Annotated in this window: 20 protein-coding genes, 1 other RNA gene and 1 riboswitch; of the genes, 10 read left to right on the top strand and 11 right to left on the bottom strand. The window is 63.7% G+C overall.

The window, feature by feature from the left end; translation table 11 throughout:
• Window positions 1-131: 131 nt before the first annotated feature.
• From cobO to btuB, 3 genes are read right to left on the bottom strand one after another with little or no spacing between them, the layout of a single operon-like run.
• Complete coding sequence (cobO, locus tag G7020_RS15435) at window positions 132-734, bottom strand: cob(I)yrinic acid a,c-diamide adenosyltransferase (protein ID WP_181086009.1); 603 nt, start codon at window positions 732-734, stop codon at window positions 132-134.
• The gene (locus G7020_RS15430; protein ID WP_181086007.1) at window positions 734-1,306 is read right to left on the bottom strand and encodes a hypothetical protein; all 573 of its coding nucleotides are present in this window, start codon (window positions 1,304-1,306) and stop codon (window positions 734-736) included. Before G7020_RS15430 ends, cobO begins: the two co-directional genes overlap by 1 nt.
• Window positions 1,307-1,333: 27 nt before the next feature.
• Complete coding sequence (gene btuB, locus G7020_RS15425; RefSeq protein ID WP_181086005.1) at window positions 1,334-3,199, bottom strand: TonB-dependent vitamin B12 receptor; 1,866 nt, start codon at window positions 3,197-3,199, stop codon at window positions 1,334-1,336.
• Between the two features lie 119 nt (window positions 3,200-3,318).
• A riboswitch (cobalamin riboswitch) is annotated at window positions 3,319-3,537 on the bottom strand.
• Between the two features lie 260 nt (window positions 3,538-3,797).
• Between btuB and G7020_RS15420 the strand changes: the two genes are divergently transcribed.
• The 6 genes from G7020_RS15420 (at window position 3,798) to G7020_RS15395 (ending at window position 11,894) form a co-directional block, all read left to right on the top strand.
• Window positions 3,798-4,055: a type B 50S ribosomal protein L31 gene (locus tag G7020_RS15420; RefSeq protein WP_058075932.1), complete on the top strand. Its 258-nt coding sequence runs from the start codon at window positions 3,798-3,800 to the stop codon at window positions 4,053-4,055.
• Between the two features lie 138 nt (window positions 4,056-4,193).
• On the top strand, window positions 4,194-6,155 hold the full coding sequence (locus G7020_RS15415; protein WP_181086003.1) for a TonB-dependent receptor domain-containing protein: 1,962 nt from the start codon (window positions 4,194-4,196) through the stop codon (window positions 6,153-6,155).
• A 1-nt stretch (window position 6,156) separates the two neighbouring features.
• On the top strand, window positions 6,157-10,038 hold the full coding sequence (gene cobN, locus G7020_RS15410; RefSeq protein WP_181086001.1) for a cobaltochelatase subunit CobN: 3,882 nt from the start codon (window positions 6,157-6,159) through the stop codon (window positions 10,036-10,038).
• An 18-nt stretch (window positions 10,039-10,056) separates the two neighbouring features.
• On the top strand, window positions 10,057-10,533 hold the full coding sequence (locus tag G7020_RS15405) for a MotA/TolQ/ExbB proton channel family protein (RefSeq protein WP_181078311.1): 477 nt from the start codon (window positions 10,057-10,059) through the stop codon (window positions 10,531-10,533).
• The gene (locus G7020_RS15400; protein ID WP_181085999.1) at window positions 10,533-10,868 is read left to right on the top strand and encodes a DUF2149 domain-containing protein; all 336 of its coding nucleotides are present in this window, start codon (window positions 10,533-10,535) and stop codon (window positions 10,866-10,868) included. The genes G7020_RS15405 and G7020_RS15400 overlap by 1 nt, the downstream gene beginning before the upstream one ends.
• Window positions 10,869-11,090: 222 nt before the next feature.
• Window positions 11,091-11,894: a metallophosphoesterase family protein gene (locus tag G7020_RS15395; RefSeq protein ID WP_181085996.1), complete on the top strand. Its 804-nt coding sequence runs from the start codon at window positions 11,091-11,093 to the stop codon at window positions 11,892-11,894.
• A gap of 20 nt (window positions 11,895-11,914) precedes the next feature.
• Here the strand turns inward: G7020_RS15395 and G7020_RS15390 are convergent, their stop codons facing one another.
• The 5 genes from G7020_RS15390 to earP all read right to left on the bottom strand — a co-directional run bounded on the left by G7020_RS15390 (window position 11,915) and on the right by earP (window position 15,996).
• Window positions 11,915-12,442, bottom strand: a complete 528-nt coding sequence (locus G7020_RS15390) for a C40 family peptidase (protein WP_181085994.1) — start codon at window positions 12,440-12,442, stop codon at window positions 11,915-11,917.
• A gap of 75 nt (window positions 12,443-12,517) precedes the next feature.
• A complete protein-coding gene (locus G7020_RS15385) occupies window positions 12,518-13,174 on the bottom strand; it encodes a C40 family peptidase (protein ID WP_181085992.1) in 657 nt (218 codons plus the stop codon).
• Window positions 13,175-13,292: 118 nt separating this feature from the next.
• Window positions 13,293-13,964 (bottom strand): DNA-3-methyladenine glycosylase I, encoded by a 672-nt coding sequence (locus G7020_RS15380; RefSeq protein ID WP_181085990.1) that lies wholly within the window; start codon window positions 13,962-13,964, stop codon window positions 13,293-13,295.
• Between the two features lie 282 nt (window positions 13,965-14,246).
• Window positions 14,247-14,813, bottom strand: a complete 567-nt coding sequence (efp, locus tag G7020_RS15375) for an elongation factor P (protein WP_181085988.1) — start codon at window positions 14,811-14,813, stop codon at window positions 14,247-14,249.
• 43 nt (window positions 14,814-14,856) lie between these two features.
• Window positions 14,857-15,996, bottom strand: coding sequence for an elongation factor P maturation arginine rhamnosyltransferase EarP (gene earP / locus G7020_RS15370; RefSeq protein WP_181085986.1), 1,140 nt, complete (start codon window positions 15,994-15,996; stop codon window positions 14,857-14,859).
• Here earP and G7020_RS15365 point away from each other — a divergent pair.
• Complete coding sequence (locus tag G7020_RS15365; protein WP_181085984.1) at window positions 15,971-16,195, top strand: hypothetical protein; 225 nt, start codon at window positions 15,971-15,973, stop codon at window positions 16,193-16,195. The two genes, earP and G7020_RS15365, sit on opposite strands and share 26 nt — an antisense overlap.
• A gap of 1 nt (window position 16,196) precedes the next feature.
• Here G7020_RS15365 and ffs read toward each other — a convergent pair.
• Both ffs and G7020_RS15355 read right to left on the bottom strand, forming a co-directional pair.
• Window positions 16,197-16,293: signal recognition particle sRNA small type (gene ffs, locus G7020_RS15360), an RNA gene on the bottom strand.
• 177 nt (window positions 16,294-16,470) lie between these two features.
• Window positions 16,471-16,674 (bottom strand): hypothetical protein, encoded by a 204-nt coding sequence (locus G7020_RS15355; protein ID WP_181085982.1) that lies wholly within the window; start codon window positions 16,672-16,674, stop codon window positions 16,471-16,473.
• Between G7020_RS15355 and G7020_RS15350 the strand changes: the two genes are divergently transcribed.
• The 3 genes from G7020_RS15350 (at window position 16,673) to G7020_RS15340 (ending at window position 19,299) form a co-directional block, all read left to right on the top strand.
• Window positions 16,673-17,659 carry an NAD(P)/FAD-dependent oxidoreductase gene (locus G7020_RS15350; RefSeq protein ID WP_181085981.1) on the top strand — a complete coding sequence of 329 codons (987 nt, stop codon included), beginning with the start codon at window positions 16,673-16,675 and terminating at the stop codon, window positions 17,657-17,659. The genes G7020_RS15355 and G7020_RS15350 overlap by 2 nt on opposite strands.
• A gap of 91 nt (window positions 17,660-17,750) precedes the next feature.
• Window positions 17,751-18,560 (top strand): motility protein A, encoded by an 810-nt coding sequence (locus G7020_RS15345; protein ID WP_181085979.1) that lies wholly within the window; start codon window positions 17,751-17,753, stop codon window positions 18,558-18,560.
• Between the two features lies 1 nt (window position 18,561).
• Window positions 18,562-19,299: an OmpA/MotB family protein gene (locus G7020_RS15340; RefSeq protein WP_181085977.1), complete on the top strand. Its 738-nt coding sequence runs from the start codon at window positions 18,562-18,564 to the stop codon at window positions 19,297-19,299.
• Window positions 19,300-19,301: 2 nt separating this feature from the next.
• Here G7020_RS15340 and G7020_RS15335 read toward each other — a convergent pair whose 3' ends face one another.
• Complete coding sequence (locus G7020_RS15335) at window positions 19,302-20,231, bottom strand: ZIP family metal transporter (RefSeq protein ID WP_181085975.1); 930 nt, start codon at window positions 20,229-20,231, stop codon at window positions 19,302-19,304.
• Window positions 20,232-20,274: the final 43 nt, after the last annotated feature.

The following is a 20,274-nucleotide window of genomic DNA, read 5'->3' as shown; positions in this document are numbered from 1 at the left end:
GAACAGAGACCGCACATCGGCATGGCAGCTTTTTTCGCGGGCATGGCCCGCTCCTACGATGGCCGGCGCTATGCGCAAAACTGAAACCTCAACAGCCCCTGCGCAACGCCTGAACACCTCGAGCATCGGCATCAGAACTCCACGCCCTTCTGCGCCTTCACGCCCGCCTTGAACGCATGCTTGACCAGGTTCATTTCGGTGACGGTGTCCGCCGCCTCGATCAGCCCGGGCGGTGCTCCGCGACCGGTGACCACCACGTGCTGCAGCATTGGCCGCGACTCGATATCGGCCAATACCGGCTCCAGCTCCAGATAGCCGTATTTCAGCGCGATGTTCAGCTCGTCCAGCACCACCAGACCGATGCTTTCATCGGCCAGCATCTCACGCGCCACTGCCCAGGCCTCCTGCGCCTTGGCGATGTCGCGCTGGCGGTCCTGGGTTTCCCAGGTGAAGCCTTCGCCCATCACGTGATAACGCACCTCCTCGGGGAACCGCCGGAAGAAGTTTTCCTCGCCGGTGCTGGCCGCTCCCTTGATGAACTGCACCACGCCGACCTTGATGCCGTGGCCCAACGCGCGGGCGACCATGCCGAAAGCCGAGCTGCTCTTGCCCTTGCCGTTTCCGCTGTGCACCAGCAGCAGGCCGTACTCGTCCTGAGCCTCGGCGATCTTCGCATCGACCACCGCCTTCTTGCGCTGCATGCGCGCCTTGTGCCGCTCGTCGCGCCCGTCCATCAGTGCACCTCCCGCGCGCGCAGGCGCAGCGCCGAGAGGATACCGACATGCAACACCAGCGCCGTACCGACGTAGAACGCCAGGTTACCCAGATGACGCGGCACGTACTGGGCGATACGCGCCAGGAAGCCGGCCAGGGTCGGTTCGGGATAGCGACCCGAGAAGAAGTAGAAACCACCGCCGGAGAACAGGTAAGCCACGAAAGCCGCACCCACCAAAGTCAACGCCAGACCGGCCAGGCTGCGCAGGTCGTCGCGCTGCCAGCCGGCGAACAGCCGCCCGGCCAGCCACAGGCTGCCGTAGGCCGGCACCAGAGCCCAGTAGGCCGGTGACAGGCACCATTCGCTGATGGTGCCACTGGCCAGGGAGCCGAAGTCCAGCACGGATGCCAGGGCGAACAGCAGCACGAACATCCAGCGCGGACGCAGGTAGAAACCGGCCAGGAAGAAGATCGACCAGCTGGCGCTGGGCAGATTCTGGACGCTGGCGAAGTGTTGGCCACGGGTCATGGCCATCAGCAGGATCAGCGCGGCGCCTATTGCCAGTTGGGCGCGCATGGACAGGACGTGCATGGGGGTGCTCCTTTGTGGGGTTGCCGGTTACAGGGCCTGGTAGCGGACGGTGAAATACACCGCGCGGCCAGGCTGTTCGTAGGTCTGGGTGGTTTCGTAGTCGCGGTCGAACAGGTTCGACAGCTTGACCTGCAAGCGCCAGGCCTCGTCGAAGCGGTACTCGCTGCGCAGGTCCATCAGGGCGTAGCCGGGCATGCGCGAATCTTCGGCGTTGCTCGCCTTGTCGAAGCGCTCGCTCGCCGCGTACAGCGACGCGCCCAGGCCGACGGCACCGAACTGGCGATCCAGGTCCAGGTTGAACTGGCGCTTGGCGCGGCGTTGCAGCAGATGGCCGTGGTTGGCCTTGCTGCGGTCCTGCGGGTCCATGAAGGTCATGTTGGCGGCCACGTCCCAGCCGGCCAGCACGGTGGCGACGCTGGTCTCGATGCCGCGGATGCGCGCCACGTCGACGTTTTCCGGACGCATGGGGCTGCTGCCCGCCCAGACGATCAGGTCCTCGATCTGGTTCTCGTAGGCATTGACGCTCCACTCGCCCCAGCCGTGGCTGCCACGGATACCGATCTCATAGCTTTCCGATTCCTCCGGCTTGACGTCCGGGTTGCCGGCGGTGGAGGCGCTTGCCGGGTAGTACAGGTCGTTGAAGGTCGGCGCACGGTAGGCGGTGCCGTAGGCGGCGGTCAGCGTCAGCGCGTCGCTCAGGTCGAAGCTGTAACCCAGGCTGCCGGTGTCGTGCGAACCGAAGAACTCATCCTTGTCGCGACGCAGCCCGGCCTGCACGCCATGACGACCGAAGGCGGCCTGGTACTGAACGAAGTAGCCCTTGTTGTAGCGGCTGTTCTCGGCATAGTCGCCGTCGCTGTCGATGCGGTCCGTCTGATAGTCCATGCCGAGGCTCAGCACCTGCGCCTCGCCGAAGCGCAGGTCGTTCTGCCAGCTCAGGCTGTCGCGGCGGGTGTCGAAGCGCGAATAGAAACGACCGTCCTGGAAGTTGTCGCCCAGGTCTTCGCTGTGCCCGGCCTGCAAGGTGACATCCCAGAAGGCCAGCGGCGAGAAGCGTGCACGGCCGCTGATCGCTTGCAGGGAGCCGTCGCTGTAGGCATTGCGGCCCGTGGCGCCGCTGCTCGAACGGGTGTCGAAGTCGCTGTGATTTTCGCTCTGCAGCCAACTGCCGTCGAGTTCCAAGCCGTTGTCGAAACGATAGCCGGCGCGCAGCTGGGCCGACAGTTCGCGGTAGCCGTCGGCATCCGGCTCGAAGGCATTGGGTGCGCTGCTGCGATAGGCGCGGGCATTGATGCCGTCGGTGGACTCGCTGGCCACGCCGAGGTTGAACCAGCCGTTGCCGTGGCTGCCAGCCACACCGGCCGACCCGCTGTAGCTCGAACGCGAACCGGCACCCACCGAGAAGTAAGGCTTGAAGCCCTCGGCGCCACCGCGACGGGTGAATATCTGGATCACCCCGCCCATGGCTTCCGAACCGTACAGGCTGGAGCGCGGTCCACGGACGATCTCGATGCGCTCGATCTGCTCCACCGGGATGCTCTGCAACGCGGCGCTGCCGGAGGTGGCCGAGCCGACCCGGACGCCGTCGATCAGCACCAGCACATGCTTGTCGCTGGTGCCGCGAATGGACACCGAGGTGCTCTTGCCGCGCCCGCCATTGCTGGTGACGCTGATCCCGGCCAGGCGCTGCAACAGCTCCGGCACAGTGCCGGCCTGCTGGCGCTCGATTTCGTCACGGGTAATCAGGCTGCTGGAGGCGATGGACACCGGCGAATGGCCGGTCCGGCTGGCGGTGATCAGTTGCTGGTCCAGCTGCAGGGCGTCGCCATGAGCGGCCAGGACACAGGAAGGAAGGCCCAATAGCACCACGGCCAGAGGAAGGGAATTGCGCATTGGATCGAGGTTCTCCGTCGTGCCCACCCGCACGACCAAAATGTCGGTGGAGACAGACGGAAGAACTCGAAAGAAGGGAGTACCGCAAAGGTACGCACCCGCTCAGCGCCCGCCGCACTGTCAGTGAAATGCGACAGGCCGGTCTCCGGGCTTGCGAGCGGATGCGTCATGGCACCCCGAAACCGCGCCTTCCCGTGCGTGAAGCACAGTGGCCGTTGCGGTTTCTCGACTCGCCTACCGTTGCGGGGGCAGCGCCGGAATCTTCGTGAGAATGGACCGGCTTCCCTGTTTCACCCATGTGGCTTTTTGCCAAGGGCACCTGAGGCGACGCGGAGGTTAGTCCAAGGTCGGGCGCCGCGCAACCGCGAGTTTCGGCGCCGGATCGCAACGCACATCGGTAAATCGCGAGGCCCGTTCGACGGATAGCCGCCTGCTCCTGAGTCAAGCCCCCGTGTCCTCGTTCAGCTTCCAGCCTCCAGCGCTTTTCTTCGAACAATCAGGCCGGGGTGCAATTGCCCTGTATCCACACAGAATCGTCTCGCCCAATTGAATTGTTATGATATAACATCTTTCATCACATCAACTGCGAGGCCCCGTCATGAAGCCAGGCATTCACCCCCACTACCGCCCCGTGCTCTTCCACGACACGGCGGCGGATGTGTATTTCCTGATCGGCTCGACAGCCGAAACCACCCGTACGCACCAGCACAGCGATGGCAACACCTACCCGTACATCGCACTCGATGTGTCCAGCGCATCGCATCCGATCTACACCGGCAAGCAACGCAAGACCACTGCCGAAGGGCGCATCGCCGGTTTCAACAAACGCTTCGCCGGGTTTACCGCGAAGAAGTGATATCCCTCACGCCACAAGCGAGTCGGCCCGAAGCCCGGGCGGCTCGCTTGTGACCAGCCCTTTCAGGGTGCTTCTAAAAACGTAGGCGATGGCAACGCAGGTAGTTTTTAGAGGTGCCCTTCAGCCAAGGAAGATGCGATGTCCCGCTGCACCCGCCTTCACGTCCTGCCCAAGCCCGCACGAATGATCACCGCCCTCGCCTTGCTGCCGCTGTCGGCGCTCGGTGCTGCAGAACGGATAAATCTCGAACCCACAGTCGTTACGGCCACCTCCACCGAACGTCAGCTGAGCGACGCACCCGCGAGCGTTACGGTCATCAGCCGTGAGGAACTGGCCCTGCGACCCGTGCAGGATCTGGAAGACGCCCTGCGTGGCACGCCGGGTCTGCAATTCACCGGCATCGGCATGGCGCGCCGTGGGGTGAGCATCCGGGGGATGGGCAGCGAGCACACGTTGATCCTGGTGAACGGACAACGCATCAACAGCGCAGCCGGTGCCGTGGCGCATGCCGATTTTGACCTGGGCTGGGTGCCGGTGGAGGCTATCGAGCGAATCGAGGTCATACGCGGGCCCATGTCGTCGCTATACGGCTCCGAGGCGCTGGGCGGGGTGGTCAACGTCATTACGCGGCGCGGTACGGATGCGTGGCATGGAGCGGCCCAGCTCAACGGTGGCGTTCGCGAGGATGACCGGGGCGGCCAGACGCATCAGCTGGGTGTCTATGCCGGCGGCCCGCTGGTGCCGGGCGTGCTCGGGCTGTCACTGAGCGGCGAGATCCGACGGCGCCAGGACACGCCCCTGCACGACGACGCTTCCCAATCGGAAATCGAAGGCCGGGACGCGCAAAGCGCCAGCGCCACCCTGAGCTGGACCCCGGACACGGCGCAGCGCATCGACTTCAGCTACGCCAACGGCCTGGAGGATCGCTGGCGCAACACCCGCAGTGCAGGCCGGGCACCGGTGGAATATGAATCCAGCGATCGCATCGAGCGCGAGCGTTTCTCCATCGCCCACAGCGGCGACTGGGCCTGGGGCAGCAGCACCTTGCGCGCCTATCGCAACACGCTGGAGCGCAACCAGCGCTACACCAACGGTGTCGTTCCGACGTCCCCACGTCAGGAGCTCACCGACGACATCATCGATGGCAGCCTGAGCCTGCCGCTGGCAAACATCCACCTCGTCACTTTCGGCGGCGAATGGCGCAAGGAGCAGCTGGAGGATGGCGGTTTCGTCACCGGCGATGCCCAGAGCATTCATCGCGCTCTGTTCCTGCAGGATGAAATCCAGTTCGATCCGTCCTGGTCGCTGGTGCTGGGCAATCGCTTCGATCAGCATGAGCAATACGGTTGGCACAACAGCCCTCGCGCCTACCTCGTCCATCATGTCAACGACGCGCTGACCATCAAGGGCGGTGGCGGTCGAGGCTTCAAGGCGCCGTCGCTCAAACAGCTTTCACCGGGCTACTCGGCCATCGGTGGCGGCGGCATGTTCACCATCTACGGCAACCCCGACCTCGAGCCCGAAACCAACACCACTTACGAGATCAGCGCGGACTATCAGGCAGACGGCTGGTCGCTGAACGCCGGGATATTCCAGAACAACGTGCGCGGCCTGATCCAGACCGTATGCGTTTCCGACTGCGGCCAGCGCGGCCGCGAGGTGCGCAACTACGACAATGTCGACAAGGCTCGCATTCGCGGCCTCGAGCTGGGCGGCGGCCTGGACCTGCCCGCCAACCTGCGCTGGGACCTGAACTACACCTATCTCGACGCCATCGACCGCAGTGCCGACCGGCGTCTGGGCGACCGCGCCCGCCACCTGGCCAACACCCGGCTGCAATGGTCGCCAAGCGCCGCCTTCAGCGCCCAGCTGCGTGGTGAGTACGTCGGTAGCCAGCTGACCTACTCCAGCAACACGGCCTATGGAGTACCTGCCTACAGCCTCTGGCACCTGGAGCTAACCCAGCGCATCACCGACGACATCAGCCTTCGCGGCGGCATCGAAAACCTCACCGACGAGGACTTCAGCGACGCCTCCGACAACTTCACCTTCGCCGAGCCAGGTCGCACCTACCACATCGGCGTGAGCCTGAGGTTCTGAGATGCGCAAGCTGAGCCTCCTGGTGCTGCTGGCGCTGTTCGGGTACGACACGGCGGCGGCCGATCCCGCACGACAAGACGCCGTCCAGGTACGGGTGCTGACGACCGAGTTCGTGCTGCAGGGCAAACTCGACCGGCTTGCGGCGTGGGCAGCCGAGTCGAACGTCACGCTGGATGGTGTGCGCATCGCATCGGCCACCAATCGGGTCGCGCACGACGATCCGGATTTGCTGATCCTGGATACGCCGCGCCCCGCCGACCTCACGCGGGTGCAGCAGTATCTCGGCGACCGATTCAAAGCTGCCGACACGCCCTGGATACGTGTCGGCGGCGGCCCCCCTGCCTTCGGCAACCTGCCGGCAACGGTCGCCAAGCGCCTGATCGGCTATTACGGCAACGGCGGCGAGCGCAACCTGCTTCACCTGTTCACCTACCTGCGTGCCTGGCATGACGGCATCGCCACCGATGCGATTCCCGCCCCGGCGGAACTCGCCCATGCCGGCATCTACCACCCTGCTGCGCCAGAACCCTTCGGGCACCTCGCGGACTATCTCGCCTGGGCTGCCGACCGCTGGGCCGCAGACGCACCGCGCGTGGCCTTCGCCATTCACCGCGGCGCACTGGTGGACGGTCAGCTGCAACTGATCGATGAGTTGATCGACCGCAGTGAGGCACGCGGCCAGGCGCCGATGGCGTTCTGGATGGACGACCGGGACCCGCAAGCGCTGGGCAAACTGCTCGGCCCCGCCCGCACCGATGTGCTGGTCAACCTGCAGCACATGCAGAACGGCCCGGCGCGGCAGGCTGAATTTCTCGCACTGGGCATCCCCGTGCTGTCGACCCTCACCTGGCGCGACGGGAACCGAGAACACTGGCAAGCCTCAAGCAGCGGCGTCTCGCCGCGAACTGCCGCCACCCTGCTGACGGTGCCGGAAAGCTGGGGCATGACCGATCCGCTGGTGATTGCCGCCATCGAGAATGGCGAACCGGTTTCGATCCCGCAGCAGGTCGACGCGCTGCTGGCCAAGGTCGACCGTCTGACGCGGCTGCGTCGGCTGGCTCCAGCCGAAAAGCGCCTGGCGGTGATGTTCTGGAACCATCCCGATGGCGAAAGGAATGTCGCCGCCTCCAATCTCAACGTGCCGCGCAGCCTCACGCATCTGACCGCCGCGTTGCAGCAGGCCGGTTACCAGGTGCCCGCAGCCGACGAGAGCCAATTGATCGAAACGGCCCAACGCCTGCTCGGCGGCTACTACCGACCGGACACGCTCGACCAATTGCTGGCCGACGACCTGGCCGAAACCCTGCCGCTGTCGGCCTACCAGCGCTGGCTGGCGACCCTGCTCCGGCCAAGCCGACAGGCGTTGCTCGACCGCTGGGGCGAGCCCGCCGAGCACTGGGCCTTGCGCGAGATCGACGGGCAGCCGCAGTTCGTCATTCCCGCCGCGCGCCTCGGCAAGCTGCTGCTGATGCCGCAACCACCCCGTGCCGGTCGTCCGGGCGAGGCCTATCACGATAGCAAGGTCCCGCCCGATCATCTTTATCTGGCGGCCTACCAGACACTTCGCGAGGAGTTCGAGGCCGATGCCCTGATCCACTTCGGCACCCACGGCACCCACGGCACCCAGGAATGGCTGCCCGGCAAGGGTCGGGGTCTGGCCACGGGCGATTACCCCTTCCTCGCGCTGGGCGATCTGCCGGTGTTCTATCCCTACATCCAGGACAACATCGGCGAGGCCATTCAGGCGCGCCGCCGTGGCCGCGCCGTGATCGTCAGCCACCAGACGCCGCCCTTTGCGCCTGCCGGCCTCTACGCCGAGTTGCGCGAGCTGCATGCGCTCATCCACGAGTACCAGCAGCTCGATGAAGGCGCGGTGCGCGAAACCACCGCCAAACGCATCCGCCAGGCGGCGCTGCAAAATTCAATGCTGCCGGATATCGGCCGGGACGAAGCCCGCATGCGCGCCGAGCCGACGGGATTCCTGCAGGCCCTGCACGACCACCTGCACGAACTGGCCGAGGCGAACATGCCGCTGGGCCTGCACACCTTCGGCGAACCGGCCTCACCCGAACACCGCCTGGCCACGGTATTGCAACAGCTGGGCGAGCCCTATCTGCAAGCGCTGGACCTGACCGGAGACGAACCCCTGGCCGAGGACTTCGCCGGGCTGCAGGCGAGCCTTCCCTATCGCATCCTGCAACGCTATCTGCGCGACGGCGAAAGCCTCGACTCGATCGATGATGCCGGCCTGCGCGAACAGCTCGAACGCGCCCTGGCGCTGGACGCCAACCTGAGCGAAACCGGCGAGATCGAGGCGCTGTTGGCCGGTCTTGCCGGTGGCTTCGTCGCGCCCGGTCCTGGCGGCGATCCGGTGCGCAACCCGGAGGTGCCCAGCGGTCGCAACCTGTACGCCTTCGAGGCAGACAAACTGCCGACCCGCGCGGCTTACGAGGCGGGTGGCAAGGCGCTGGAGCAGCTGATCGCCCGCTATCGTGACGAGCATGACGGCGAACCGCCGGAAAAGCTCGCCTTCAGCCTCTGGTCGTCCGAAGCCATGCGCCACCTCGGCATCCTCGAAAGCCAGGTCCTGCATGCGCTGGGCGTGCGCCCGGTGTGGGATGCAGGCGGACGGGTGCGTTCGCTGGAAATCATCCCCGCAGCGGAGCTCGGTCGGCCGCGTATCGACGTCGTGGTCCAGGTCACCAGCGTTTACCGCGACCAGTTCGACAGCTTCATGCGCCAGCTGGCCGACGTGGTGGAACGCCTCGCGGCACTGGATGAGCCCGGCAACCTGATCGCCGCTAACAGCCACGCCCTCGCCCGGCGATTGCAGGAACAGGGCTTCGATGCCGAGCGCGCCAGGCGCCTGTCGCAGCTGCGACTGTTCGGCAACGAACCGGGTGACTACGGCACCGGTGTCTCGCAGCTCACCCTTGACTCGACGCGCTGGGAAAACGACGCCGAACTGGCCGAGCAGTTTCTCTCGCGGCTGCAATATGGCTACGGCAGTGGCAGTTGGGGTGAAAGGATCGAGGGCCAGAACCTGTTCGCCGAACAGCTCAGGGGCGTGCAGGCGGCGGTCATGGCCCGCTCCAGCGAACTCAACGGCGTCTTGTCGACCGACCATCCCTTCGAGTTCCTCGGTGGCCTTTCGCTCGCCATTCGTCATCTCGACGGCGCCAGTCCGTCGCTCTATATCTCCGACCTGCGCAAGACCGAGCCGCGCACCACCGGCGCGGCCAGCTACCTGGCCAGCGAGCTGCGCAGCCGCTATCTGAATCCGCAATGGATCGGCGCCATGCAGCGGGAAGGCTACGCCGGCACCCTGGAAATACTGAACGTGGCCAACAACCTCTGGGGCTGGCAGGCGACCGATCGCAGCATGGTACGCGCCGACCAGTGGCAGGCGTTGCATGACACCTTCGTCAACGATCAGCGCGAACTCGGCCTCGACCGCTGGTTCGAAGCGCACAACCCCACCGCCCAGGCGCAGCTGATCGAGCGCATGGCCGAGGCGATCCGCAAGGGCTACTGGGATGCCTCCGACGAAACCCGCCGCGAACTGGCCGAACGCTGGCAAGCACTGACGAGCGAGCATGGTGCCGACAAGGGCGAGGCCCTTACCCGCGAATTCATCGAGCAGATGGCCAGCGGTTTCGGCCTCGCCCACAGCACGGCACCTGGCGCTACCGAGCCTGCCGCTTCGAACGCGACCGCTGGCGAAGCGGTGCGCGGCCAGGTGATGCAGGAGGTTGTCGAGCAACCGACCGAAACGCCGAGCCGGCTGCGACTCCTGCTCGGCATCACCGCCCTGCTCGTCTGCCTGCTGCTCGGCGCCTTGCGACAAGCGGCCAGCAATCGCCGTGTCGCTCTCCTTTCCTGAATCGAACGAACGAACCCAATGAACGCACTCGAAACCAGTCTCTACGAACTCACCCGTGTTTTCCTCGTACCCGTCTTGCTGCTGATCCTGGCTGCGCTGGTGTATGCCTTTTTTGCCCTTGGCAGCTTCGTGATGGAGGGCTGGCAGCGGCGCCGGGGCCGCTATCACTCAGCCCTCGCCGCCCGCCAGGCCGCCCATGGCGGCACCAGCGACGATCTCGAACTGTGGATCATGCAGCGCCTGGAATGGCTGCGCGTGACCTCGCGCAGCGCACCGATGCTGGGCCTGGTCGCCACCATGATTCCCATGGGTCCGGCCCTGCTCGCGCTGACCGAAAGCGATGCCCAGGGCATCGGCAACAACCTGGTCGTCGCGTTCTCGGCGGTGATCTTGGCGCTGGTGGCGTCAAGCATCAGCTTCTTCATCCTCACCGTGCGCCGCCGCTGGCTGCTGCAGGAGCTGCGCGCCATCGAACGCGCTGGAGAGATGCACTGATGCGTTTTCTCGATCATGACGATGACGACGATCCGCTGCTCTCGGTGGTCAACCTGATCGATCTGTTTCTGGTGGTAATCGGCATCCTGCTCATCGTCATCGTGCAGAACCCGCTCAATCCGTTCAGCCAGGACAAGGTCGTGGTCGTGCAGAACCCCGGCGAAGCCAACATGCGCATGCTGATCAAGGACGGCCAGGAGCTGAAGCAGTACGAGTCCAGCGGCGAGATCGGCGAAGGCCAGGGCGCCAAGGCCGGCGTCACCTACCGCCTGAACGACGGGCGGATGATCTACGTGCCGGAGGTCGCGCCCGATCAGTCGCCAGACGAGGCATGACCCAAGTGTCACGTTACGCGGCTTTTGCCAAGGGCACCTGAGGCGACGCGGAGGTTGGTTCAGGCTCCGTACCGCGCAACCGAAAGCCAAACGGGCTTGGCGCAACGGCACTCAATGTGGGTATCTTGCAGGCAACGGGCGGAACCCGCAGAGCTTTGCCCGCTTCGAATACCAGACCAGCCTCACTCGCCATCCAGCCATCTCTGGAGAAAACGCCCGCCCATGACGACCATCGTGCAGATCTCCGACACCCATTTCGGCACTGAACAGCCTCTTGTAATACACGCCCTGGAAGAGCATGTACGCGCGCATGGCGCTGATCTGCTGATTCTCTCCGGGGATATCACGCAGCGAGCCAGGGCTGGGCAATTCGCCGCCGCGCAGGCATTCGTCCAGCGCCTTCAGGAGCTGGGCATTCCTGAAACGCTGGTGATTCCGGGCAATCACGATATTCCGCTGTACAACCTTTTCGCCCGTGCCTTCACGCCCTATCGCAACTACCGGCGTCATTTCGGAGACGATCTGGAGCCGATCTTCGAGAGCGACGAGATGCTGGTCATCGGGCTCAACACGACGCACCCGCGACGGCACAAGGACGGCGTGGTCACCGCCGAGCAGGTTCAGGTCGTGAGTCGCCGCCTGAAAGGCTGCGCCCCCGGCAAGGTACGCATTCTGGTCGCGCATCAGCCATTCGGTGCGATGGTGCAGAGCGACCTGAGCAACCTGCAGCACGGTGCCGACGCCGCCCTGCATTGCTGGGCCGACGATGGATTGGACCTGGTCATGGGCGGGCATATCCACCTGCCCTACGTGCTGCCGCTTTCCGGGCAGTACAGCGGCCTGTCGCGGGAAATCTGGATGGTTCAGGCGGGCACTGCGCTGTCGTCGCGCCTGCGCGGTACTTCGCCCAACTCATTCAACCGATTGAAGTTGCATTCGGGCGCGGACAAGAAGGTCTGTGTAGAGCGTTGGGATCTGCTGGGCGATCACTTTGCGCCGGCTTCGCATTTCAATCTGCACTGGTAGCAGACAGCCACGCGCACTCGTCAGGGATTGAGTGCCAGTTGATCCTCATTAAGCACGCGTCGCGCGTTGAGGTAGTTTTTTTGCCAGTAACTATTGGAAAGACTGTCCAGGCGGACCGTGCCACCGCTGGACGGCGCATGCACGAAACGCCCCTCGCCTACATAGATCGCCGCATGGCTGACACGCTGCCCGCCGCTGGAGGCGAAGAACAGCAGATCACCCGCCTGCAGGGCTTCACGCCTGACGGGGCTGGCACTGCGCATGGCATTCATTTCGCGTGTGGTGCGTGGCAGAGCGATACCTGCCGCGCCGCGGTAGACATAGCCGATCAGGCCACTGCAATCGAAACCGCTGTCGGGCGTGTTGCCGCCATAGCGATAAGGCGTTCCAACCAGACCCAGCGCGGTAAACAGTACATCCTCGGCTGCGCCTGATACAGGCTGCAGTGCCGGCGCAATGACCTGTGGCTCGACAGGTTGCCGCCCCGCACAGGCACCCAGCAGCAGGGCCGTCAGCAGAAGGATCGAGAGGCGGGCCAGAAAGGGCATGGCAGAGCTGTCCGGGCAAAGAAGCCATCACTCTGCCGGTATGTGCTGCGTGATGCAACCCTGAAAAGGTTGTCTTCAGTGACGTGAAGCCACGTCGCTCGCAGCGGAAGCCAGCGCCAGTACGCGCTTGGCCTGCATGAAACTGGCACGCCAATAGGCGTCGTCCAGGCTGTCCACGCGCACGCCGCCACTACGGCTGCTGGAGGAATGAATGAACTGGTCGTCGCCGATATAGATGCCGGCATGACTGACACGGCCACGGCCACGATTGTTGAAGAACACCAGGTCGCCCGGCTCCAGCTCGCTGCGTTTGATCTTCGGCGCATCGAGGCCGATCATTTCGCGGGTGGAACGCGGCAGGTCGATGCCGGCTTCCTTGCTGAACAGATAACCGACGAAACCGCTGCAATCGAAACCGGTTCTGATGGACTTGCCGCCATAGCGGTAAGGCGTACCGACCAGGGTAAAGCCACGCTCGAGAATACTGTCGGCAAGCGGCGGCAGTTCATAGCTCTGCTCGTCGGCAAGCTCACGCAGCTGCTGCTCGCTGGGTTCGCTCGCCTCGGCTTGCGCCTCTTGCGCGATATCGCTCATGTCTGTAACCAGCGGCGCAAAATCGAACTTGAAATCGTCAGACGCCGAGATGCGCTCCTGTCGTTCCGGTTGTCCGGCACAGGCCGACAGCAGCAGGACGAGCGATAGAGGCAGCAGAGGTATGAGACGCTGGCGCATGACTGAACACGGGAAGTCAAAAAAGTGGGCGCAACTATGCCTTTTATGAGGCCGATGAGCAAATTCAATCGCAGGAAATGTGACGGACTGGCCGCGACGAAACGTCTGGTGCGCCGGCCTAATGATTGACCGTGAACGCCAGCATGGCCGACAGCTGGCACAAGGGCCGACCGCTTTCCGCTCTCCACTGATTGAAGGCGGCCTGTACCGCAGCCTGATCGCGCTGACTGCTCGGCGCCCGATCGACGATCCCCTGGGCCTTGAGCGCGACGACACCGTCGTTGCTGGGGATGAAGGTGTCCTTGCCGGCCATGCGCAGGAATGCCGGCGCGGACAGGCCACCAAGCTGGGAGCCGTGTTTGGCCAGGTAGCGCCAGAGGCCGACGATATCCTCCACCGGCCAATCGGCAAGCAGATGGCCGAACCCGCCCTTCTCCTTCGCCACATCCAGTACGAACTGAGCATTGCGCGGCACGCTCCTGAGCTTGCCCAGATGCCGGATCAGTTGCGTGTTCTGCATCATTCGCTCGATATGCTCGCCGCCCATCAGCACCACTTTTTCCGGGTCGAAACCAAAGAAAGCCTGCTCGAAAGCCGGCCACTTGGCGTCCACCAGACTGTGCTTCAGGCCCGCGCGGAAGATCCGCAGGGCAAGCAGCGAAAGGTAGCGGTCATCGGGAATCGCTCGCAGTTCATCGGCACTGCGGGGCTGCGGCAACAGGCTCTCCAGCGCAGCCGCCGAGCCAAAACGGTTGAGGCAGTACTCATGCAGCCATTTGTAGTCACGCATGCTCATATCGGTCCGAAAGGATTCTGGATCGCTGCCGGGCGCCCGGCAGCCACGCTGAAGAAAGCCGCAGAGATTGCCATAAACGACAATGCCCGTATCGGTCGATACAGGCATTGTTTTCAACTCATCTTCGGCTGGTGGGTCGGGTCACGCTTCAGCGACCCGACAGCCGTTGTGTCTTCGGATTGTCGGATTACGCCTTCAGAGCGTCGGATTACGCCTTCGGCTAATTCGACCTACAACAACCCACGCTCCGAAGTTTCTTCAGCCCTGCTGAGGCGATCAGGCCTTGATGCGGGACTTGTATTCGCCGGTGCGGGTATCGATCTCGATCGAGTCGCCGATTTCGCAGAAAGCGGAAACCTGCAGCTCTGCACCGCTCTTCAGGCGAGCGGTCTTCATGACCTTACCGGAAGTGTCGCCACGTACGGACGGCTCGGTGTAGACGATTTCGCGAACGATGGTGGTCGGCAGTTCAACCGAGATCACCTTGTCGTTGTAGAAGGTGGCTTCGCAGACGTCGCTCATGCCGTCTTCGATAAAGGTCATGACGCCTTCGAGGTCATCCTTTTCGATTTCGTACTGGTTGAACTCGGCGTCCATGAACACATACAGCGGATCGGCGAAGTAGGAGTAGGTCACTTCCTTGCGCTCGAGAATGACCGGCTCAAGCTTGTCGTCGGCTTTGTAGACAGTTTCGGTAGCAGAACCATTGAGCAGGTTCTTCAGCTTCATCTTGACTACGGCACTGTTGCGGCCGGACTTGTTGAATTCGGCTTTCTGGATAATCCAGGGTGCGCCGTTGATCACGGCCACTTGGCCGGCACGAAATTCTTGTGCGGTTTTCATACGAATGTCCGAATGGGATTAGAGACAAAAAACAGGCCGCGTATCATAGCCAATCCGCGTAAAAAAAGACCAGCTTTCCGGCCAGATCGCCATTGGCGACCTGTTTGTGAGTCCAGCGCTCGGCATGAGCCTTCAGCTCCACCTCATGTTCGAGCATCGCCGACCAGGCTTCGCCACTGCCTTCGCCACTGTTCCAGGCACTCCAGAAGCCGCGTAGCGCGGCACTGGCAGCAGGCGACAGGTCGCGCAGATAGAGCGCTAGGAAAGCATTGAGCTTGTCCCAATGGGCATCCTCTTCCTGGGGATAGATATGCCAGACCAGTGGCCGCCCGGCCCATTGCGCGCGGATAAAGGATTCCTCTCCACGTACCGCATTGAAATCACAGCACCACAGCAGCATGTCGTACTGGTGCTGGGTCATGAAGGGCAGCACTGCGATCTGCAGGTTGCCGCGCTGATGCCGATCACCTGCGCGCAGCTGCTCAAGCTCCAGCCAGCGCGCCACGTCCCCAAGCACGCGCCCTTCCGGCACCAGCAACTGCGACGGTCGTGCCTGAGCCGCCAGGGCATCGAGCCAGCCAGCAATGGCCGGGTTCTCGTAGGCGAACAGCGATAGCAGCGTCGTGCCGGGCTGCACATTGAGATCGAAGCTCTGCAAAAAGGCTTCGCACAGCAGCGGATCATTCTGGAACGCCTCACGCCGGGCAATCAGGTCACCCTCGCGGATCAACCCGCCAGTGCCCTGCTCGAAGCCGGGGAAGAAGAAATACTTCTGCAGGCCTTCGGACTGCATCGAAGGCAGCGCATGGCAACCCACCACCCAGTCTTCGGCGCTCAGGTATTCGAGATTGAGCCAGAGGATGCGCCGCTGGCTGGCGGCCATGGCCGCGATGTAGTCATCCGGCAGGTTGCAGGCAAAGGCTTCGATCACCACATCGGCGGGTTCGGCGTCCGGCCATTGGGGCGACCAGTGGCGGATCTCGACGCCTTCATGCCACTGCTGGCTGGCCGTGGCGCTGGCGCCGGGCTGCAGTCGGACAAAAGTCTGCAGGTCATCGATCCACAGACGTACCTGCTGACCATGCTCGGCCACCAGTTGCCGAGCCAGACGCCAAGTCACGCCGATATCGCCGTAGTTGTCCACCACGACGCAGAAAATGTCCCAATTCGCCTTGACGGACAAATCGATTGCTCCTGCAAAAATTCAGGAAGGCTTGCACCAGCCCCGCATGCTGAAGAAAGAAGAATACAGGCTCACCCAATGGGATGATCTTGAAGCGATGCGATTGTTTTCGTGGCAGCTGTTCAGCAACGTGCTGCTTGAGGAGCGGGTTGAATCCGCAAGGTCTTGCGAGGGGGATGACGATTCGTTATGGAGGTGAACCCTACCAGCCACACCCCGGCACACAATGTCACCGCTGCGGCTGCTCCCTTCCGGGCCTGACCGGGTTCACGGCTGATCGTTGCGAGGGGACCGGCAGGGCCCACCATAACAAAGCCCACCTGGCGGCGAGCGGCGCCATTGTACCGGCTTGATCCCAACTTACAACTGCTTCATCGCTTGATTGGCATAACAATCGCAATGGCTGATTGCAGCCGCCCGCACGGGCAACGCATGATGCGGATGCATGACGAACAGGCCAGCCCGCCCCGTCTGTCAGCCATTGAAAAAATCTTCTTGAACTCCAATCACCCCGAACCCCCAGGCAGAAGCAACAGTCTGTTGGTGGATGGAACACGCATCAATCATCAGCGTTTTGCTCTTCTGCAAAATCTGCTGTTGAGCCCCAGCAGAACCGAACCAAACGGCGCAGTAGCCGGGCAACCGAGGCTGACAGCGCCCCTGTGAAGAGGTAAGCATGAGCACAGCTCCAATCGCCATTATCGGGACCGGCATTGCAGGCCTTTGCGCCGCGCAAATACTGCATGCCGCCGGGCAGTCGGTACAGCTTTTCGACAAGAGCCGCGGCCTTGGCGGACGCATGTCCAGCAAGCGCAGCGACGCCGGCCACCTGGATCTGGGCGCGCAGTATTTCACCAGTCGCGACCGGCGATTCACCGAGGCCGTGCGTCAATGGCAGGCACAAGGCTGGGCCGCCGAATGGTCACCGAATCTTTACCAGGCCCGAGGTGTGCAGTTGTCGCCCTCTGCCGATGAGCAGCTGCGCTGGGTTGGCGTCCCGCAGATGAGTTCGATTGCCCGCGGCCTGCTCGGCGACATACCGGTCACCCTCTCCTGCCGAATCACCGAAGTCTTTCGCGGCGAGGAATTCTGGACGCTGGTCGATGCCACGGGCACCAGCCATGGCCCCTTCAGCCAGGTGATCATCGCCCTTCCGGCGCCTCAGGCCAGTGCGCTGCTGGCCTCGGCGCCAAAGCTGGCCGCCGTCGCCGCCAGCGTTGCGATGGAGCCGACCTGGGCGGTCGCACTGGGCTTTGCCACACCACTACAGACGGCGCTCGACGCCTGTTTCGTGCAGGATGACGCCCTCGACTGGCTCGCCCGCCACAACAGCAAACCCGGACGCGATGGTCGCCTCGACACCTGGGTGCTGCACGCGACCAGCGCCTGGAGCCGGCAGTATCTGGACCTTTCCAGAGAATTGGTGATCGAGCAGTTGCACGGCGCATTCGCCGAACTGATCGACTGCGTCGTGCCCGCACCGGAGTTCACCCTTGCCCACCGCTGGCTCTACGCCCGCCCGAGCCAGTCCCACGAGTGGGGCGCGCTGGCCGATGCGCATCTGGGCCTGTATGCCTGCGGCGACTGGTGCCTGTCCGGGCGCGTCGAAGGCGCCTGGCTGAGCGGCCACGAAGCCGCGCGCCGATTGCTGGAAAATCTCTGAGGCAAGATCGGGCTCTACCCACCGAGCTGCAGGGCCAACTAGCACGGTGCTATCATGCCGTGTTCCTCGCCCTGCCCTGTTCGGAGCTTCGATGAATCCCTCAACCCTGATCGGCATGGTCGCGAGCATCGGCCTGCTGGCTGTCGTGATGCTGTTCGCGGCGGAAGATCCGTCACTGTTCATCGACCTGCCCAGCCTCGGTATCGTCGTGGTCGGTACCCTGGCTGCAACCTTCATCAGCTATCCGCTACGGGAAGTCATGCGGGTGTTCGGGCTGATCTGGACGGTGATGCGCAACGAGCGCCTGTATACCCACCAGGATCTCGAAGAGCTGGTGCAGATTTCCCGACTGTGGATCAGCGGCGACCTGCCTGCGGTCGAACGCGCGGTGGAAAAGGTCAGCAATCCCTTTCTGCGCACCGGCGTGCAACTGGTGATCGACAACACGCCTGAAGAGGACATCATCGACGTGCTGCAGTGGCGCATCGCTCGCCTGCGTGCACGGGAAAATGCCGAGGCGCAACTGTTTCGCGCCATGGCCAGCTATGCGCCCGCGTTCGGCATGATCGGCACCCTGGTCGGGCTGATCAACCTGATGTTCATGCTCGGCAGCGGCGACATGGAGCAGATCGGTCGCAGCCTCGCCGTGGCGCTGATGACCACCTTCTATGGCATCCTGCTGGCCAACCTGCTGCTCAAGCCGGTGGCGGTGAAGCTCGAACGCCGCACCGAACAGCGCGTCGCCCTGATGAATCTGGTGATGCAGGGCATCTCAATGATGTGCAACCGCCGCAGCCCGGCCTACATGCGCGAGACGCTGAAATCATTCATCGCCCATCACGACGACGATATTCGCGAAAACGGCAACGCCGTGAAGCGCGCCAGGCAGCAGGACGCCTGAGATGAATGGGCAATCAGCACCTGGTGGTCGCTTCGCCAAATGGCATATCGAGCCGCGCCAGGAAGAGGAACAGGACGCCTGGCTGCTGACCTACCTCGACATGCTCACCCTGCTGCTGGTGATGATGGTCATCTTGCTCACCCTCGCGGGCAAGGCCGATAGTGAGGGCTATTCCGACACACCAGCCGAACCCGTATTCGCCGCCCCGATCACGGGCGGCGACCCGCTGCAACTGCCGGGTTCGCCCCTGCCCATCGCCCCGATCATTGCCGCACCGCCAACCGAAGCTCCTGCCGACGCGCCGACAGATACGACTGGCCAGCAGGCGCTGGCCATGGATCTGGGAGAAGACATCGAAGTGATCGTCAATGAGGGCAGCATCAGCTTTCGTATCAACAGCGAGATCCTTTTCAACTCCGGCCAGGCCGAGCTGGAAAACGCCGGGCTTGACGTGATCGATCGCCTGATCCCGACACTGGCAGCGGGCAGGCATCGAATTCTCGTCGAGGGCCATACCGACAACCTGCCGATCCAGACCGAGCGATTCCCTTCCAACTGGGAACTCTCGGCCAGCCGCGCCAGCAGCGTGGTGCGCTACCTGCAACTGACCGGCATCGAGGCCGCACGCATGAGCGCCACCGGCTACGCCGATACCCGCCCGCTCGGCGACAACGCCAGCGACCAGGGCCGCGCCAGCAATCGCCGCGTCGAACTGGTCATGCAGACCCAGCCACAATAGCCTCAACCCAGCGCTGTATCCAGAAACATCATCACCGCAAAGCCGCCCATCAGCCCGACGGTTGCCGGGGTCTGGTGGCCGTTGCGGTGGGTTTCCGGGATGACCTCGTGAGACACCACGAAGATCATCGCCCCGGCGGCCAGCCCCAGACTAACCGGATAAGCGATGGCGAGCCCGCTGGAAATCCCCAGACCGACCAATGCACCCAGCGGCTCCATCAATCCGGAGGCGGCGGCGATCAGCACCGCTCGCCAGGCGGAAACGCCGATGGTACGCAACGCCAGCGCCACGGCCAGCCCCTCGGGGATGTCCTGAATGGCAATCGCCATGGCCAGCGGCAGGCCCACGCTCATGTCACCTTCGGCGAAACCCACACCGATCGCCATGCCCTCGGGAATGTTGTGCAGGATGATCGCGAAGACGAACAGCCAGACCCGGCTTATGCGCCGATGCTCCGGCCCGAAGGCTCCGGCGCTCACGTGTTCGTGCGGGGTGAAATAATCCAGCCCGAGCATCAGCAATACGCCGAAGCCCAGGCCCACCACCACGGTCGCCGCCGCGGCAGGGCCATTACCCCAAAGCTCACGGGCCGCCTCCAGCCCCGGAAGAATCAGCGAGAAGGAACTGGCCGCAAGCATCATCCCTGCAGCGAAACCCAGCATGCTGTCCTGGGTGCGCACGGAAATATTACGCAGCACGATAGCCATCAGCGCACCGAGCGAGGTGGCCACAAAACCGGCAGTCCCCCCCAGCAGGGCGTAGCGAATATTGCTCTGTTCGTTGTTCTCGAAGGCGCTGTAACCGCTCGTCCCCAGCAGAATCAGTACGACCAGCAGGGTGCCAACGAGCCCCAGCGCGATGAGCGGGTTTGCCTGGGCATGGGCAAGCCATGCCGCGCGCAGCGTAGCTGTTGCACTTTGAGTACTTGCCATCATGCGGCCCTTGCAAGGGAGAGGTCTGTTGCTGTCATCGCGC

It is taken from the genome of Stutzerimonas stutzeri (assembly GCF_013522825.1).
In the GTDB taxonomy this organism is placed as follows: domain Bacteria; phylum Pseudomonadota; class Gammaproteobacteria; order Pseudomonadales; family Pseudomonadaceae; genus Stutzerimonas; species Stutzerimonas stutzeri_AK.
The sequence above is the reverse complement of the archived record's forward strand: the minus strand, read 5'-3'. Positions and strand labels throughout refer to the sequence as shown.